Origin of the sequence: Lentzea sp. NPDC051213, from assembly GCF_044455585.1 — a bacterium.
Lineage (GTDB): Bacteria > Actinomycetota > Actinomycetes > Mycobacteriales > Pseudonocardiaceae > Lentzea.
The window spans coordinates 17,150-31,634 of the sequence record NZ_JBITEX010000012.1; the positions used below are offsets into that span (position 1 = coordinate 17,150).

15 protein-coding genes are annotated in these 14,485 nt (G+C 68.9%); 8 read left to right on the plus strand and 7 right to left on the minus strand.

Annotation, left to right across the window (positions count from 1 at the left end; genetic code table 11):
• Positions 1-2 precede the first annotated feature (2 nt).
• Positions 3-419: a hypothetical protein gene (locus ACIA8G_RS39955; protein ID WP_396423997.1), complete on the plus strand. Its 417-nt coding sequence runs from the start codon at positions 3-5 to the stop codon at positions 417-419.
• Entirely contained in the window at positions 385-804 is a 420-nt protein-coding gene (locus tag ACIA8G_RS39960; protein WP_396423998.1) for a hypothetical protein, read from the plus strand. The genes ACIA8G_RS39955 and ACIA8G_RS39960 overlap by 35 nt, the downstream gene beginning before the upstream one ends.
• On the opposite strand, the gene ACIA8G_RS39965 is transcribed toward ACIA8G_RS39960, so the two are convergent.
• Positions 794-1,018 (minus strand): hypothetical protein, encoded by a 225-nt coding sequence (locus ACIA8G_RS39965; RefSeq protein ID WP_396423999.1) that lies wholly within the window; start codon positions 1,016-1,018, stop codon positions 794-796. The two genes, ACIA8G_RS39960 and ACIA8G_RS39965, sit on opposite strands and share 11 nt — an antisense overlap.
• A 157-nt stretch (positions 1,019-1,175) precedes the next feature.
• On the opposite strand from ACIA8G_RS39965, the gene ACIA8G_RS39970 reads away from it, so the two are divergent.
• The 3 genes from ACIA8G_RS39970 to ACIA8G_RS39980 all read left to right on the plus strand — a co-directional run bounded on the left by ACIA8G_RS39970 (position 1,176) and on the right by ACIA8G_RS39980 (position 5,561).
• Entirely contained in the window at positions 1,176-2,915 is a 1,740-nt protein-coding gene (locus ACIA8G_RS39970; protein WP_396424000.1) for an ABC transporter ATP-binding protein, read from the plus strand.
• Positions 2,912-4,756: an ABC transporter ATP-binding protein gene (locus ACIA8G_RS39975; RefSeq protein WP_396424001.1), complete on the plus strand. Its 1,845-nt coding sequence runs from the start codon at positions 2,912-2,914 to the stop codon at positions 4,754-4,756. Before ACIA8G_RS39970 ends, ACIA8G_RS39975 begins: the two co-directional genes overlap by 4 nt.
• A 199-nt stretch (positions 4,757-4,955) precedes the next feature.
• A complete protein-coding gene (locus ACIA8G_RS39980) occupies positions 4,956-5,561 on the plus strand; it encodes a DUF2537 domain-containing protein (protein WP_396424002.1) in 606 nt (201 codons plus the stop codon).
• 4 nt (positions 5,562-5,565) lie between these two features.
• Here ACIA8G_RS39980 and ACIA8G_RS39985 read toward each other — a convergent pair whose 3' ends face one another.
• Complete coding sequence (locus tag ACIA8G_RS39985) at positions 5,566-6,357, minus strand: TrmH family RNA methyltransferase (RefSeq protein ID WP_396424003.1); 792 nt, start codon at positions 6,355-6,357, stop codon at positions 5,566-5,568.
• 210 nt (positions 6,358-6,567) lie between these two features.
• On the opposite strand from ACIA8G_RS39985, the gene ACIA8G_RS39990 reads away from it, so the two are divergent.
• Complete coding sequence (locus ACIA8G_RS39990; protein ID WP_396424004.1) at positions 6,568-8,064, plus strand: glutamate--cysteine ligase; 1,497 nt, start codon at positions 6,568-6,570, stop codon at positions 8,062-8,064.
• 4 nt (positions 8,065-8,068) lie between these two features.
• Here the strand turns inward: ACIA8G_RS39990 and ACIA8G_RS39995 are convergent, their stop codons facing one another.
• Genes ACIA8G_RS39995 through ACIA8G_RS40005 form a run of 3 tightly spaced genes read right to left on the minus strand, consistent with a single transcriptional unit; the run spans position 8,069 to position 11,013 of the window.
• Positions 8,069-8,920 (minus strand): penicillin-binding transpeptidase domain-containing protein, encoded by an 852-nt coding sequence (locus ACIA8G_RS39995; RefSeq protein WP_396424005.1) that lies wholly within the window; start codon positions 8,918-8,920, stop codon positions 8,069-8,071.
• Positions 8,921-8,953: 33 nt separating this feature from the next.
• Positions 8,954-9,364, minus strand: a complete 411-nt coding sequence (locus ACIA8G_RS40000; RefSeq protein WP_396424006.1) for a hypothetical protein — start codon at positions 9,362-9,364, stop codon at positions 8,954-8,956.
• Positions 9,361-11,013, minus strand: a complete 1,653-nt coding sequence (locus ACIA8G_RS40005) for an ABC-F family ATP-binding cassette domain-containing protein (RefSeq protein ID WP_396424007.1) — start codon at positions 11,011-11,013, stop codon at positions 9,361-9,363. The genes ACIA8G_RS40000 and ACIA8G_RS40005 overlap by 4 nt, the downstream gene beginning before the upstream one ends.
• 91 nt (positions 11,014-11,104) lie before the next feature.
• On the opposite strand from ACIA8G_RS40005, the gene ACIA8G_RS40010 reads away from it, so the two are divergent.
• Positions 11,105-11,725 (plus strand): superoxide dismutase, encoded by a 621-nt coding sequence (locus tag ACIA8G_RS40010; RefSeq protein WP_396424008.1) that lies wholly within the window; start codon positions 11,105-11,107, stop codon positions 11,723-11,725.
• 86 nt (positions 11,726-11,811) lie between these two features.
• Here ACIA8G_RS40010 and ACIA8G_RS40015 read toward each other — a convergent pair whose 3' ends face one another.
• Together ACIA8G_RS40015 and ACIA8G_RS40020 are read right to left on the minus strand one after the other, a co-directional pair.
• Positions 11,812-12,543 carry a hypothetical protein gene (locus ACIA8G_RS40015; RefSeq protein ID WP_396424009.1) on the minus strand — a complete coding sequence of 244 codons (732 nt, stop codon included), beginning with the start codon at positions 12,541-12,543 and terminating at the stop codon, positions 11,812-11,814.
• A 195-nt stretch (positions 12,544-12,738) separates the two neighbouring features.
• Positions 12,739-13,002 (minus strand): DUF2530 domain-containing protein, encoded by a 264-nt coding sequence (locus ACIA8G_RS40020; protein ID WP_396424010.1) that lies wholly within the window; start codon positions 13,000-13,002, stop codon positions 12,739-12,741.
• Positions 13,003-13,018: 16 nt separating this feature from the next.
• Between ACIA8G_RS40020 and ACIA8G_RS40025 the strand changes: the two genes are divergently transcribed.
• Positions 13,019-14,452 carry an NCS2 family permease gene (locus ACIA8G_RS40025; protein WP_396424011.1) on the plus strand — a complete coding sequence of 478 codons (1,434 nt, stop codon included), beginning with the start codon at positions 13,019-13,021 and terminating at the stop codon, positions 14,450-14,452.
• Positions 14,453-14,485 lie beyond the last annotated feature (33 nt).

A 14,485-nucleotide genomic window follows, 5' to 3' on the forward strand; every position in this document is an offset into this window, starting at 1 on the left:
GCATGAGGGCGGCGACTGCGGCGTTGGTGGGGGCGTTGTGCGGGGCCGGGTGGTTCGCGTCGCTCGAACCCAGCGCCGGGCTCCTGTGCCGCGATACCGGGCTGGAGTGCGTCGTCGGGCTGATCCTGCTGCTCGTGCCGGTGCTGGTGATCGTCTGGGGCGTCGTGGGGTGGGGCCTGCTGCGGCTCGCGCGGTTCTCACCCGCCTGGCCGACCGCCGTCGTGGGGACGGCGGGGGCGGTGGTGTTGCTGCTGATCAGCTCGTTCGGCCCGAGGTTCGCGCAGCTCCAGTTGCCGCAGGACGGCGGGATCTTCGTGGTCGCGATCGCGGCAGCCGGTGGCTATGCCTTGGCTGCTGTGGTGACCGGTGGTTACGGTGTGCCGCGTGACCGAACAGAGCACAGCGGGCAAGACGGGTAGGACGGGACGCCGGCTGCTGCTGCGCGTCGTTCTGTCGATGGCCGTCGGGGCCGGGCTGGTGCTCGGGTGGACCTGGGCGTACGAGTCCGGCTTCCTCAAGACGTGGCTCGACAACACCTCGATGTCGCAGTTCCTGCTGCTCGTGCTGATCGGGCTGCCGCTCGCGCTGGTGTCGTCACTGGTGCTGGCCGGCCCGGTGCTGTGGATCTTCGGGGTGCGGCCGGTGTGGCCGATCATCCTGCTCGGGCCGGTGCTGCTGGGCGTCGGGCTGTACTTCAAGGTGCACGAGCCCGTGCTCGGGTGGTTCACGAACCGGCACCACGCCGAGGCCTTGCTCGCGGCCGTCGCCTACGGGCTCGTGGGGCTGTTCACCTTCAAGAGGTGATCGGTACCTCGTCGAGCAGGTGCAGGTCCCAGCCCTCGCGTTCGCACCAGTCCTCGGCCTCCTCGCGGGAGACGAACATGGCGTGCCGCGGGTGCTGACCGGGCAGGTGGTCCCAGCCGTCCGGGGCCAGCACGTAGACCGCTCCGTCGCGTGAGGCGATGAGCCGTCCGTGTGGAAACGCCATCGTCTGCTCGGTTCGCAGAAACCGCGTCATGGTGGTCATCGTGCCCTTGACCTCGACCTAAGTCGAGCCAGCAGGCTCCGGTAGCGAGAAAAACCGGATGCTGACCGTCGGTCGTCCTCCGTACCGTCGAGACGACCTGGAGGGGGCTCATCGCGTGAGCGATCAACGAAACTCGACATTCCGGACCTTGCGAAGGTTGTGGCCGTACGTGCGGCCGCACCGCGCACGGATGGCTGTCGTGCTGTCGGCGACGATGATCGCGATGCTGTGCGGCCTCGGCATTCCGCTGCTCACCCAGCGCATCGTCGACGGGCCGATCCAGAACCGCGAGACCGCCGTGCTGCCGTGGCTGATCCTGGGCGTGCTGGCGCTCGGCCTCGGCGAGGCCGCCCTGTTCTACGTGCGGCGCAAGATCGTCGCGCGGCCCGCCGCCGAGGTCGAGGCACGCATGCGGGCCGACCTGTACCAGCACCTGCAGCGGCTGCCGATGTCGTTCCACGACCGGTGGCAGTCCGGTCAGCTGCTGTCCCGCGCGACCAACGACCTCACGACCGTGCGGCGGTTCGTGGCCTTCGCGGCGGTCTTCCTGATGGTGAACAGCGTGGTCGTGCTGATCGGGCTGGGCATCATCGCCGCGCTGTCGCCGTGGCTGCTGATCGTGTCGCTGTGCGGTGCCCTGCCGCTGATCGTCATCTCGTACTTCTTCGAGGCGAAGTTCAAGGTCGTGGCGCGCCAAGCGCAGGACCAGGCGGGCGATCTGACCACGATCGTCGAGGAGTCGGTGCTCGGCATCCGGGTGCTCAAGGCGTTCGGGCGCGGGCCCGAGCTGACGAAGCGGTTCCTGGCTCAGGCGCGTGATCTGCGGGCCACCGAGCTGAACAAGATCTCGATCCTGGCCTCGCTCTGGTCGGTGCTGATCGTGCTTCCAGAGCTCGCGATCGCGGGCATGCTCGGGGTCGGCGCGATCGGCATCGTGAACGGCTCGATGACCGTCGGCACGCTGGTCGCGGCCATCGCGGTCAGCGCGTACCTGCGGTGGCCGATCGACTCGATCGGCTGGCTGCTGGCGGAGACGAACCAGTCCGCGTCCGCGCTGGAGCGGTACTGGGAGGTCATCGACTCCAGCGTGACGATCACCAGCCCCGCCTCGCCCGTGCCGCTGCCGGCCCCGCTGCGCGGGCACGTTCGTTTCGAGGGCGCGCGGTTCGCGTTCGAGGACGGTCGCGAGGTGCTCTCCGGCGTCGATCTCGACCTGCGGCCCGGCGAGACCGTGGCGCTGGTCGGCGCGACCGGCTCCGGCAAGACGACGCTGACCGCGCTGGTGCCGCGGCTGGCCGACGTGACCGGCGGCCGGATCACGATCGACGGCGTCGACGTGCGTGATCTGTCGCTGGAAGACCTGCGGCGAGTGGTCGGCACGGCGTTCGAGGAACCCGTGCTGTTCTCCGCGTCGGTCACCGAGAACGTGGCGCTGGGCGTGCCGGACGTCGACGAGGCGCGGGTGCGCGAGGCGTTGAAGGTGGCCAAGGCCGAGGAGTTCGCGGACGCCCTGCCGTGGGGTCTCGCGACCCGCATCGGCGAGCAGGGCCTGTCGCTGTCCGGTGGTCAGCGGCAACGGCTGGCGCTGGCGCGCGCGGTCGTCGGCAGGCCCGCGGTGCTGGTGCTGGACGACCCGCTGTCCGCGCTGGACGTGCACACCGAGGCGGAGGTGGAAGCCGCGCTGCGCCGGGTGTTGCGCGACGTCACGGCGTTGGTCGTGGCGCACCGTCCGTCGACGGTGCAGCTCGCCGACCGGGTCGCGATGCTGGTCGACGGCAAGATCGCCGCGATCGGCTCGCACCGGAAGTTGCTGGAGAACAACGAGGAATACCGACGTCTTCTGTCCAACATGGACGAAGAGAGGCTGGAAGAGGAGGTGGCGTCGTGAGTGAGGTGAACACAGTTCCCGTTGAGCGGGAAGAGGAATGGCGCGGCGTCGCCGCCGAGGAGATCGAGGAGCTCTCGGTGTCGACGGGCCTGCGCCTGCAGGCCCGGTCGCGCAAGCTGCTGGGTTCGTTGCTGCGCCCGCACATCGGCCGTGCGTCGCTCGCCGGCGCCGCGGTGATCGGCGGCAACCTCGCGAACCTCGCGGGCCCGTTGCTGATCGCCGCCGCGATCGACCAGGGCATCCCGGCCGCGATGGACGGCGGCGCGTCGATCCTGGTCTGGTGCGTGCTCGGCTACGCGGGCTGCGCGGTGCTGACGACGTTCCTGCGCTGGGCGTTCCTGCGCGTCTCCGGCCGGGTCGGCCAGGACCTGCTGCTCGACCTGCGCGGCCGGATCTTCCGGCACTCGCAGCGCCTGTCCGTCGGCTTCCACGAGTCCTACACCTCCGGCAAGGTCATCGCCCGCCTGACGAGCGACGTCGACGCGTTGCAGGACCTGCTGGAGGAGGGCCTCGACAGCCTGTTCAACGCCGCCCTGTCGGTGGCGGGCATCGCGGTCGTCCTGATCTGGCTCGACGCACCGCTGGCCATGGTCGTGGTCGCCGGCTTCCTGCCCGCCTACTTCATCTGGCGCTGGTTCCGCCGCCGCTCGATGGAGGCCTACCGGGGCACGCGCGGCGCCATCGCCAAGATCATCGTCCAGTTCGTCGAGTCCATGAACGGCATCCGCGCGGTGCAGGCGTTCCGCCGCCAGCCCCGCAACGAGCAGATCATGAAGGGCTTCAACGCCCAGTTCCGCGACGCGAACACCGACGCGCTGGGCGTCATGGCCACCTTCACCGCGACGATCCGCGTGATCGGCAACATCTCGCTGGCCGTCGTCCTCGCCTGGGGCGCCTTCCGGGTCGCCGGAGGTCAGGTGGAACTGGGCGTGCTGGCGGCGTTCACGCTGTACCTGCGCCGCTTCTACGACCCGTTCGACGAGCTGGCGATGTTCGCGAACTCCTACTCCTCCGCCACCGCCGCGCTGGAGAAGATCTCCGGTGTCCTGGAGGAGAAGCCGTCGGTGCCGGAACCCGCGTCACCGGTGGCGCTGCCGCACGCCCGCGGCGCCGTGCGCTTCGCCGACGTGTCGTTCCAGTACCCCGGAACGCCGCGCATGGTGCTGCCGCGCTTCTCGCTGGACGTCCCGGCGGGCCAGACCGTGGCCCTGGTCGGCGCGACCGGTGCCGGCAAGACCACCCTGGCCAAGCTCGTCGCCCGGTTCTACGACACGACCTCGGGCGCGGTGCAGCTGGACGGCACCGACCTGCGGTCGATCGCGGACACGGACCTGCGGCGCGCGGTGGTGATGGTGACCCAGGAGAACTTCCTGTTCTCCGGTTCGGTCGCGGACAACATCGCCCTGGGCCGCCCGTCCGCGTCGCGCGCCGAGATCGAGGCCGCGGCCGCCGAGGTGGGCGCACACGAGTTCATCGCGGCCCTGCCGGACGGCTACGACACGGACGTCCGCAAGCGCGGCGGCCGGCTTTCCGCAGGTCAGCGACAGATGGTGGCGTTCGCGCGGGCGTTCTTGGCCGACCCGGCGGTGCTGGTGCTCGACGAGGCGACCTCGTCGCTCGACGTGCCCACGGAACGGGCGGTCCAGGCGGCGTTGGAGACCGTCCTGGCCGACCGGACGGCGTTCATCATCGCCCACCGGCTGTCCACAGTCCTCATCGCAGACCGCGTCCTGGTGCTGGATGGTGGCATTGTGGTGGAAGACGGCTCCCCCGAGGAGCTGATCGGTGAGCGGGGCCGGTTCGCGGCCCTGCACACGGCCTGGCGCGACTCGCTCGCCTAGGTCTGGGTCGCGTTCGCGCCATTGGGGATCTGGCGCGAACGCGACCTCACGACTCCCCGCTGTTCTGAGTGCACGCGGGGAGCTTTCGTGCGCTCTGACCGCACGCGGGGGCCCCGCGTGCGGTCAGGCTCGCGCAATGGGGGCGCTGAGGGGCTGGGGCGTCCGATAGGTTCACCGCGAACAGACCGTAGGAGGGTTCGTGGAGTTGCGAGTCCGGGACGGCCGCGCCGTGCTCGCCGGGGAGGACGAGTCCGGCGAGCGTGAGGTCGACCCGCACAGCCTGCCCCTCGGCGCCGACCTGGCCGAGGCGTTGCACGAGTGGGCGAAGGTGGCCGACGCCGTCGTGCGCACCGAGACCCCCTCGGACGGCGTGGCGAGCGCGCTGGTCAGACGGCGTGGCAAGCAGCTCGCGGGCAGAATCGCGGCGGTCATGAACGCCTCGGTCAGCTACACCGACCCGGTGAGCGGCGAACTGGTCAGCGTCGACGCCCCGGAGGCACCGGCGAAGCCCGATCAGCCGGCACCGGTGGTGGTCGATGAGGAGCCGGAGCCGACCCCGTGGGGTACCGGCCTCACGGTCAGCTTCATCACCGCGGCGATCGTGACGGTGACGGTCGTGTCGCTCTCGCTGGGCCTAGGTGAGACCAGCCACTGGCTCGCGCTCATCGCGAACGTCCTGGTGGTCGGCGGTCTCGCGCCGAGCGTGTGGCTCGGCCGCAAGGTGCCGGTCTGGCGCTGGGTCTCCTACGGCGTGGTCACCGGTGTGCTCGTGGCCTGGTTCGTGCTGATCCTCACGTTGCTCTAGGGGCCTAGAGCAACGCGTAGAACGCCACCGCACCCGCGGTGGCGACGTTGAGCGAGTCCACGCCGGTGGACATCGGGATCCGCACCGCCACGTCGGCCGCCTCGATCGCCTCGTCGGTGAGCCCCGGACCTTCCGAGCCGAGCAGCACCGCCACGCGCCGGCCGCGCAGACCGGCGTCCGCGAGATGCTGGGCGGACGCGCGCGGCGTCAGAGCGGCAACTGTGAACCCCTTGTGCCGCAACATGTTCAGCGCCGCGGGCCACTGATCCGTGGTAGCGAACGGCACGCGCAGGACGTGCCCCATCGAGACCCGCACACTGCGTCGATACAGCGGATCGCTGCAGCCGGGCCCCAGCACGACCCCGTCCACGCCCAGCGCGGCGGCGTTGCGGAAGATCGAGCCCAGGTTCTCGTGGTCGCCCACGCCTTCCAGCACGGCGAGCCGCCGTGCGCTCGAGGCCAGCTCCTCCAGGTCCCGCACGGGAGCGCGGTCGGCGGCGGCCAGTACACCCCGGTTCAAGTGGAATCCGACAACCGACGCCATAACCTCAGCTGACGTCACGTAAGCGGGAACGTCCAGGTCAGAAAGGTCCAGCGCCTCGATCCGCCGCCGCACCCCGAGCAGCCCGCGCACCGGGTACGGCGAAGCCAGCAGACGTTCCACCACGACGACGCCCTCGGCGATCACGAGACCGCGGCCTCCCGGCCGGTCAGGCCTGCGGTCGGCCGTCGACAGGTCCCGGAAGTCGTCCAGCCGCTCATCGGCCGGATCGTTGATCTCGATCACGCTTGCCACGCCGGAAGTTTCGCACCCGGCGCGAGGTGGAACAGGCGGGGTAGTCCGGAGGGCGGAAACCACACACGCCCGAGCAGCGGATGATCGCTGGTTGTTACCTCGACGTGACAGAGAGCACCGTTTTGGGCGATGTATAGGAGGTTTCCGCTGTGTCACGTTTGGCGTTCCGCCTGGCCCGCGCCCACCGGCGCCGAGCGAAGGGGTAGCGGCATGGGAAGCGACGTGTCCAGCCGCACGTTCACCAGAGATGATCGCCAGCGGTATCGCGAGAAGATGCAGCGCAGCCTGGACGCCTTGGCGACAATGCTGGCAGAAGACACATTTTCCTTTCCCCGCAGGCAGATGGGGCTCGAGATCGAGTTGAACCTCGTCGACGACGCCATGCGGCCGGCGATGGCGAACTCGGAAGTGCTGGAGAAGATCGACGATCCCTCCTACACCCTCGAGCTGGGCCAGCAGAACCTGGAGATCAACGTCCCGCCCCGCGAGCTGGCGGGAGGCGAGATGCTTGGCCTGGAAGAAGAACTGCGCGCGTCGCTCGACAGCGCGGACTCGAAGGCCAACGACGTCGGCGCCAACCTGGCCATGATCGGATTGCTGCCCACGCTGCGGGAACGGCACTTCGACAAGAAGTGGCTCTCCGACAACCCGCGGTACGTGCTGCTGAACGACACCATCTTCGCCGCGCGCGGCGAGGAGATGGTGCTGAACATGGAAGGCCCGGCGATGCCGGGCAAGGGCACGGAGAAGCTGTTCAGCTACGCGGAGTCGATCCTGCCCGAGGCCGCGTGCACGTCGGTGCAGCTGCACCTGCAGGTCGAGCCGATGCACTTCGCCTCGCACTGGAACGCGGCCCAGTGCCTGGCCGGTGTTCAGGTGGCGATCGCCGCGAACTCGGCTTTCCTGCTGGGCAAAGCGCTCTGGCACGAGACCCGCATCCCGCTCTTCCAGCAGGCCACCGACACCCGTCCGGACGAGCTGAAGAACCAGGGCGTGCGTCCGCGCGTGTGGTTCGGTGAACGGTGGATCACGTCGATCTTCGACCTGTTCGAGGAGAACGTGCGCTACTTCCCCAGCCTGCTGCCGGAAACCGACGACGAGGACCCGATCGAGACCCTCGAAGCCGGTGGCGCGCCTCGTCTTTCCGAGCTGCGGCTGCACAACGGCACGATCTGGCGCTGGAACCGCCCGGTCTACGACGTCGTCGACGGCGTACCGCACCTGCGCGTGGAGAACCGCGTCCTGCCCGCGGGCCCCACGGTGCTCGACACCATGGCCAACGCCGCCTTCTTCTACGGCACTCAGCGCGCCCTCACCGCCCAGGAACGTCCACTGTGGACGCAGATGTCATTCCAGGCGGCCGAGGAGAACCTGTACGCCGGCGCCCGGCACGGCATGAACGCCCAGCTGTACTGGCCCGGCATCGGCTGGATCCCGCCGGACGAGCTGGTGCTGCGCCGGCTCCTGCCGATGGCACACGAAGGCCTGCGCGACTGCGGGGTCTCCGACGAGGCCCGTGAGCGCTACCTGGGCGTGATCGAGCAGCGCTGCCTCGCGCGGCGCACCGGGTCGTCGTGGCAGCGGGAAACCGTTGCGCTGCTGGAGGATCGCGGGCTGTCGCGGGACGGGGCGTTGTCCGGGATGCTCAAGCGGTACATGGAACTCATGCACGCGGGCGAACCCGTGCACACGTGGCACGTGGGCTGACTTCTCAGCCTGCCAGCGAGGCCAGGAACTCCTGCCACACCACTCTGGGCAGGTCGGCGTCGTCGATCGCGGCGCCGGCCTCGTCCACGAACACCGCGACCGCGAGTTGCGGGGTGTAGCCGACAGTCCACGGGAACGCGCCGGGAACGCAGGCCGCCCCGTTGCAACCGGGCTTCTCCTTGAGCACAGCGGTCATCCGGTCCGCGACGGCCTGATCGAACGCCGGCTTGCCGGTGTCGACCGCCTTGAACAGCAACGCACCGTCCGCACTGGTCACGGTGGCGACGAAATGCGGATCACGCCGGACACCTCCAGCGGCCACGGTCGCGTACGCGGCGGTCACGTCCAACGGTGACATCTGCGCCCGGCCCAGGCCCACCTCGGCGAGCGGCCGGGCGATCTCCGGTCCCAGGTCCCGAGGCTCGTCGCCCGCCAGATTGTTGAGCCGGCTGAGCGCCAGGTACACCTGCACTCCACCCGACGCCGGATCGATCGCGGTCACCGACGCGCCGAGATCTCTCCGCTTCGGGGAGACCAACCGGCCGACGACGGCGGCGGCCGTGGTCTGCGCCTTCGCGTCGATCGTCGTGCGGACCACGGCACCGCTGCGCTGAAGCCGGTCGAACGGCAACCCCGCTTGGTCGAGCTCCGAGAGCACCCTGCGCACGACGTACGAGGTCCAGCCGGAGTGGCCGTCGTGACTGCTCCACAGCTCGGAGCCGTCCGCGTACTGCAGAACGACTTCCTTCAGCGGCGTGGGCGCCGGTGGCGGAGGATCAGGCCTCAGCCACACCACAGCACCAACGAGCGCCGCGACCAGGACCAGCGCGCCGAAGGTCGGCAGAAAACGTTTCACAGCTCCCCCAGAACACTCCCCAGGGGATTGAATCTAGCGGCGTCGTCCAGCCTTCAAAGGAGCGACGTCCGCGCCGTCGTGCGAGATCCGGCACTCGTCCGGCGTCACGGCCTCGACCGCGAGCGTCAGCTCGCCCTTCACGCCCGTGTAGATCGACTCACCGCGTGACGCCAGCGAGGCGTGCACGCGGTTCGAGTCGGTGAAGTCGCGCTCGTCCTTCACGCGCTTCTTGCCGGTCTCCTCCGGCCGGGTGGCGCTGCGCAGGTTCACCTCGAGCCAGGCAGCGACCTCGGCAGGTGAGGCGAGCACCTCTTCAGGGGTGCGTTCAAGCCGCGCTTGGCGAGGAGAGGCGTGGTCGAGCGATGTGTGCTCCACATAGGCGTGCCAGTGGGTGTTGCGCATCGACCAGGTCTGTTCGACCGGCCAGTCCTCCTCGGTGCTCATGCCCCATATCTTCCACCCTTTACAGGAGGAAACGTGAGGAGGTCGCGAACGTTGATCTCGTGATCCACCCGCACGGCCGATGCGAGCCGCCGATCGTGTGTGACCAGCAACAACGTTCCCTCGTAAATCTCCAACGCCTGTTCCAGTTGTTCGATAGCCGGCAAATCGAGATGGTTCGTCGGTTCGTCCAGCACGAGGCACGTGGTGCCACGAGCTTGCAACAAGGCCAAGCCCGCGCGGGTGCGTTCGCCCGGCGACAGCTCCCGCGCCGGCCGCAGCACTGCGTCCGCGCCGACCCGGAACTTCGCGAGCAACGTGCGCACCTCGACGTCCGGCAACCCGGTCGCGTCGGCCACGATCCGCAACGCCGAGGCGGTCGACGCGAACTCGGTCCTGAGCTGGTCGACCTCGCCGACCACGACGCCGGGCCCGATCGAGCGATCTCCCGAGTCGAGCGGGATGCGGCCGAGCAGTGCGCCCAGCAACGTGGACTTGCCTGAGCCGTTCGGGCCGGTGATCCGCCACCGCTCCCCCGCGCCGATCGTGAGGTCGATCGGCCCGAGCGTCACGTCGCCGCGGCTGACCACGGCCTGGCGCAACGTGAAAGCCACCGAGCTGCCCCGTCCTGCCGACGGCAGGGTGAGCCGGAGCTCCCACGCCTCGCGCGGCTCCTCGACCTCGTCCATCCGCTCCAGCTGACGTTCCACAACGGACGCTTTCGCGGTCAGGTTCTCCGCGCCGCGTTTGCGGGCCGCCCTGGCGTTGCGATCAGGCTCGTCGTTGAGCGCCTTGGCACTCGTCGCGCGGCGCACGCCCTTGCGCGACCACTCCTTCACCTGCCTGCTGCGCTGCACCAACGAGTCGCGCCTGGCCTCGTACGCCTCGTACTCCTCCTGGGCGCGCCTGCCCGCGTTCGCCTTCTCCTCGACGTAGGCCTCCCATCCGCCACCGAACACGGTGATCTTGTGGGTGAACTCGTCGAGCTCGGCGATCGCGGTCGTCGTGCGCGCCAGGAACTCCCGGTCGTGGCTCACCAGCACGATCGCGCCCGGATACCCGCTGACGTGGGTCTCCAGCAGATCGAGCCCGGCGGCGTCGAGGTCGTTCGTCGGCTCGTCGAGCAACAGCACGTCCGCCCGCGTCAACAGCACCGCCGCGAGCCTGAGCCGTGCCTGCTGCCCGCCCGACAGCGCGTCGGGCGCCCGCCCGTCGAGCAGATCAGCTTCGAGGCCAAGGCGTTCGCAGACGGCGTCGGCACGTTCGGCGAAGTCACCGGCACCGATCGCGGTCCAGTGGTCGAGCGCGTCCGGATAGTCCGCGCCACCGCCCTCACCAAGCGCCTCGGCCGCGCGTTGCAGCCAGTCGTCGGCCTTCGCGACTCCGGTTCTGCGGGCGAGGTGCTCCCTGAGCGACTCTCCAGCAACGTGGAGGGTCTCCTGCGTCAGGTGCGCGACCGTTCCGGTGCTTGAGACAGATCCGGTTTCGGGTCGCAGCTCACCGGCGAGCAGGCGCAGCAAGGTGGACTTGCCGACACCGTTGGGGGCGCTCAGACCTACGCGGTCACCAGGCGAAACATCGAAATCAACCTCCGAGATCACGGTCCTCGGACCGAACGACAGCGAAATGTTCCTGGCTGTCAGCACGGACACGCTTCCGACGCTACGTGCCCCCGCAACTGGTTAACCCGACCTTGTTGCGAGTAAGTTGCAACTACCAAGAGATTGCAAATGGGGAGATGTCATGGCCCAGTACGTGCTTCCGGATCTCGACTACGACTACGGCGATCTCGAGCCGGCGATCATCGGCGAGATCAACGAGCTGCACCACGGCAAGCACCACGCGGCGTACGTCAAGGGCGCGAACGACACGCTGGAGCAGATCGACGAAGCCCGTGACAAGGAGAACTTCGGCGGGATCGTCGGCCTGGAGACCACGCTGGCGTTCCACCTCGCCGGCCACGCCCTGCACCAGGTGTGGTGGAAGAACCTGAGCCCGAACGGCGGCGACAAACCGGTCGGCGAGCTCGCGGCGGCCATCGACGAGCACTTCGGCTCGTTCGACAAGTTCCGCGGCCAGCTCAACGCTGCCGCGTCGTCGATCCAGGGTTCCGGCTGGGGCATCCTCGCGTGGGAGCCGATCGGCCAGAAGCTGGTCACGCTGCAGCTCAAGGACCACCACTCGAACCTGTCGATCGCGACCACGCCGCTGCTCGCGTTCGACATCTGGGAGCACGCGTACTACCTGCAGTACCGCAACCTGAAGGCCGACTACATCTCGGCGCTGTGGAACGTCGTCAACTGGGACGACGTCTCCGCCCGCTTCGAGGCGGCTCGCGCCGGCCAGAACGGCCTGCAGCTCTGAGGACTTCGGCAGTGGATGCTCCGACAAGCTCCCGCTGCTGGACACGACGAGGCCCCCGCTCAGCCCAGAGCGGGGGCCTCGTCCGTTCAGTGCTGTGGCGCGGGCGTCGTCGTCAGGCCGGGAGGCAGGCGCAACCAGGCGGTGGACTCGGCGTCCCACCCGGTCAGCATCGCGGTGCCGTGCGGCGCGGCGACCGGGACGTGTTGCGCGGTGAGGAGACCGGAGACGGTCAGGTGCACCGCGTCGAAGTGCTCGGCCACCTGCGTCCAGTGCACCTGCGTGTGGTCGTCCGTCGCGCGCGGATACCGGTTGACCAGGCGCTCGTAGTCGGCGGGCGATCCGATGGTGCACACCCGGAGGTCGGCCGGGTCGAAGGTGAGGGCGAACAGTCGCCGGTCACGGCCGAACTCCGCCCACTCGCCCCACTGCCACATGCTGGTGCCGTCGGGCAGGAAGGACGAGGTCCACAGTGCTCCGACCGGTTTGTCGTCCGCAGCAGGCTGATCGACGATCGTGACCGAGGCAGGCGTCGCGTCTTGCGAGAACCGCGACTGGGGCGATCGTGGCGCTGTGGCGGCCAGCGGTCCGGTGGACAGACGCCTCATCACGGCGGCGGCGATGGGATCGAGTTCGGGAACGCGCCGCGCGGTGAACTCGCGACCGGAGTGCCGCTGGGACGCGGCGAAGGCGATGTGCCGGTAGAGGTCCTCGTCGGGCAGCCGGTCGATGGGGTCCGCTTCACCGAAGAACCCGCGCAGGAGCAGACACAGTTCGATGAGCACCGGGCTGCTGACCCCGTCGTAAACGTGATCGGTCACGAACTGGCCTCGCAGTGCCTCAACGAGTGGTGACCTCGACCGTAGTGCCCGCGCGTTCTACCCCAGGACATACGACGAGGCCCCCGCTCTGCCCAGAGCAGGGGCCTCGTCCGTTCCCGAACTGACTGCCGCTCCCACCACGAAGCGACGAGACTTAGGTTAGCCTAACTTCGCTTCCTTGGGAAGCCCCGCAGATCAGACGTCGTCCAGGCCCTGCTGAGCGGTCCGTGACCCTCGCCTCGCGGCCCGGCGTTGCCAGTAGAAGACTCCGTACCCGATGATCCCGAGCAGACCGCCGGACAGGGTCGTCCAGAGCAGGGTGCTGTTCGAGCGGTCGACGACCAGGACCACCAGAAACCCGAGGAACCACAGCGCGGTGCCGCCGAGCACGACCGGCACCGGGTCGGCCAGCCGATGCGGCAGCGGAGGTGGGCTGGGGGCTACGTCGCGTTCGGACACGTCGTTAGGAGAGCAGATGCTGGACGGGTTCTTCAAGATTTCCGAGCGCGGGTCGACCGTGGCGCGCGAAGTGCGCGGCGGAGTCGTGACGTTCTTCACGATGGCCTACATCGTGGTGCTGAACCCGCTGATCATCGGCAGCTTCGCGCCGAGCGGGCCGGGATCGCACCCGGACGTGCTCGGCAACATCCTGCCCGTCACTCAGGTCGCGGCCGTGACGGCGCTGGTCGCCGGCGTCATGACCATCCTCTTCGGACTGATCGCCAACTACCCGTTCGCGCTGGCCACGGGGCTGGGCATCAACTCGTTCGTGGCAGTCAGCGTGGCCGCCAAGGTCACCTGGCCGGAGGCGATGGGGCTGGTGCTGGTCAACGGCCTGGTCGTGCTCCTGCTCGTGGTCACGGGCGTGCGGACCGCGGTGTTCAACGCCGTGCCGAACGAGCTCAAGGCCGCGATCGCGGTGGGCATCGGTCTCTTCATCTGCTTCATCGGGTTCGTCGACGCCGGGTTCGTGCGCCGGGTGCCGGACGTGGCCGGGACGACGGTGCCGGTCGGGCTCGGCATCGGCGGGTACATCGCGAGCTGGCCGACGCTCGTGTTCGTGGTCGGGCTGGTGGTCACCGGCGTGCTGTTCGCGCGCAAGGTCAAGGGCGCGATCCTGATCGGCATCGTCTCCACGGCGATCTTCGCGATCGTGCTGGAGGCGATCGTCAAGGCAGGGCCGTCGCAGGGCACCAACCCCAAGGGCTGGAACCTCGGCTACCCCGCGCTGCCGGACCACGTCTTCGGCGTCCCCGACCTGAGCCTGCTCGGTGACGTGTCGTTCGGCGCGTGGACGCGGCTGCCCGCCCTCACCGCCGCGCTGATCGTCTTCACACTGGTCCTGACGGACTTCTTCGACACGGTCGGCACGATGACCGGCCTGGGCAAGGAAGCGGGCCTCATCGAGAAGGACGGGCAGCTGCCGAACGTCAGCAAGGCGCTGTTCGTCGACGGTCTCGGCGCGGTGGCCGGCGGTGCCGCCTCCAGCTCGTCCAACACGGTCTACATCGAGTCGGCGTCCGGCATCGCCGAGGGCGCGCGGACCGGTCTCGCGAACGTCGTGACCGGCGTGCTGTTCCTGCTGGCGATGTTCTTCACACCGCTCTACGAGGTGGTGCCGATCGAGGCGGCCGCGCCCGCACTGGTGATCGTCGGCGCGCTGATGATCATGCAGATCCGCGAGATCGACTTCAGCGACTTCACGGTGGCGCTGCCGGCGTTCCTCACGATCGTGGTCATGCCGTTCACCTACTCGATCGCGAACGGCATCGGCGCCGGTTTCGTGAGCTACGTGCTGCTCAAAGCCCTGACCGGCAAGGCGAAGAGCATCCACCCGCTGATGTGGATCGTGGCCGCCGCGTTCGTCGTCTACTTCGCTCTCGGCCCCATCCAGGGCCTGCTCAACTGACCATTCGGCGAGAAACTATTTCGTGAGGTATGC

What these genes read in the sequence shown, in the direction of transcription:
- ACIA8G_RS39955 (WP_396423997.1), top strand. Translation starts at nt 3, where the DNA reads ATGAGGGCGGCGACTGCGGCGTTGGTGGGGGCGTTGTGCGGGGCCGGG.
- ACIA8G_RS40000 (WP_396424006.1), bottom strand. Translation starts at nt 9,364, where the DNA reads ATGAGCACCGAGGAGGACTGGCCGGTCGAACAGACCTGGTCGATGCGC.
- ACIA8G_RS40025 (WP_396424011.1), top strand. Translation starts at nt 13,019, where the DNA reads ATGCTGGACGGGTTCTTCAAGATTTCCGAGCGCGGGTCGACCGTGGCG.
- ACIA8G_RS39990 (WP_396424004.1), top strand. Translation starts at nt 6,568, where the DNA reads ATGGGAAGCGACGTGTCCAGCCGCACGTTCACCAGAGATGATCGCCAG.
- ACIA8G_RS40010 (WP_396424008.1), top strand. Translation starts at nt 11,105, where the DNA reads ATGGCCCAGTACGTGCTTCCGGATCTCGACTACGACTACGGCGATCTC.
- ACIA8G_RS39965 (WP_396423999.1), bottom strand. Translation starts at nt 1,018, where the DNA reads ATGACGCGGTTTCTGCGAACCGAGCAGACGATGGCGTTTCCACACGGA.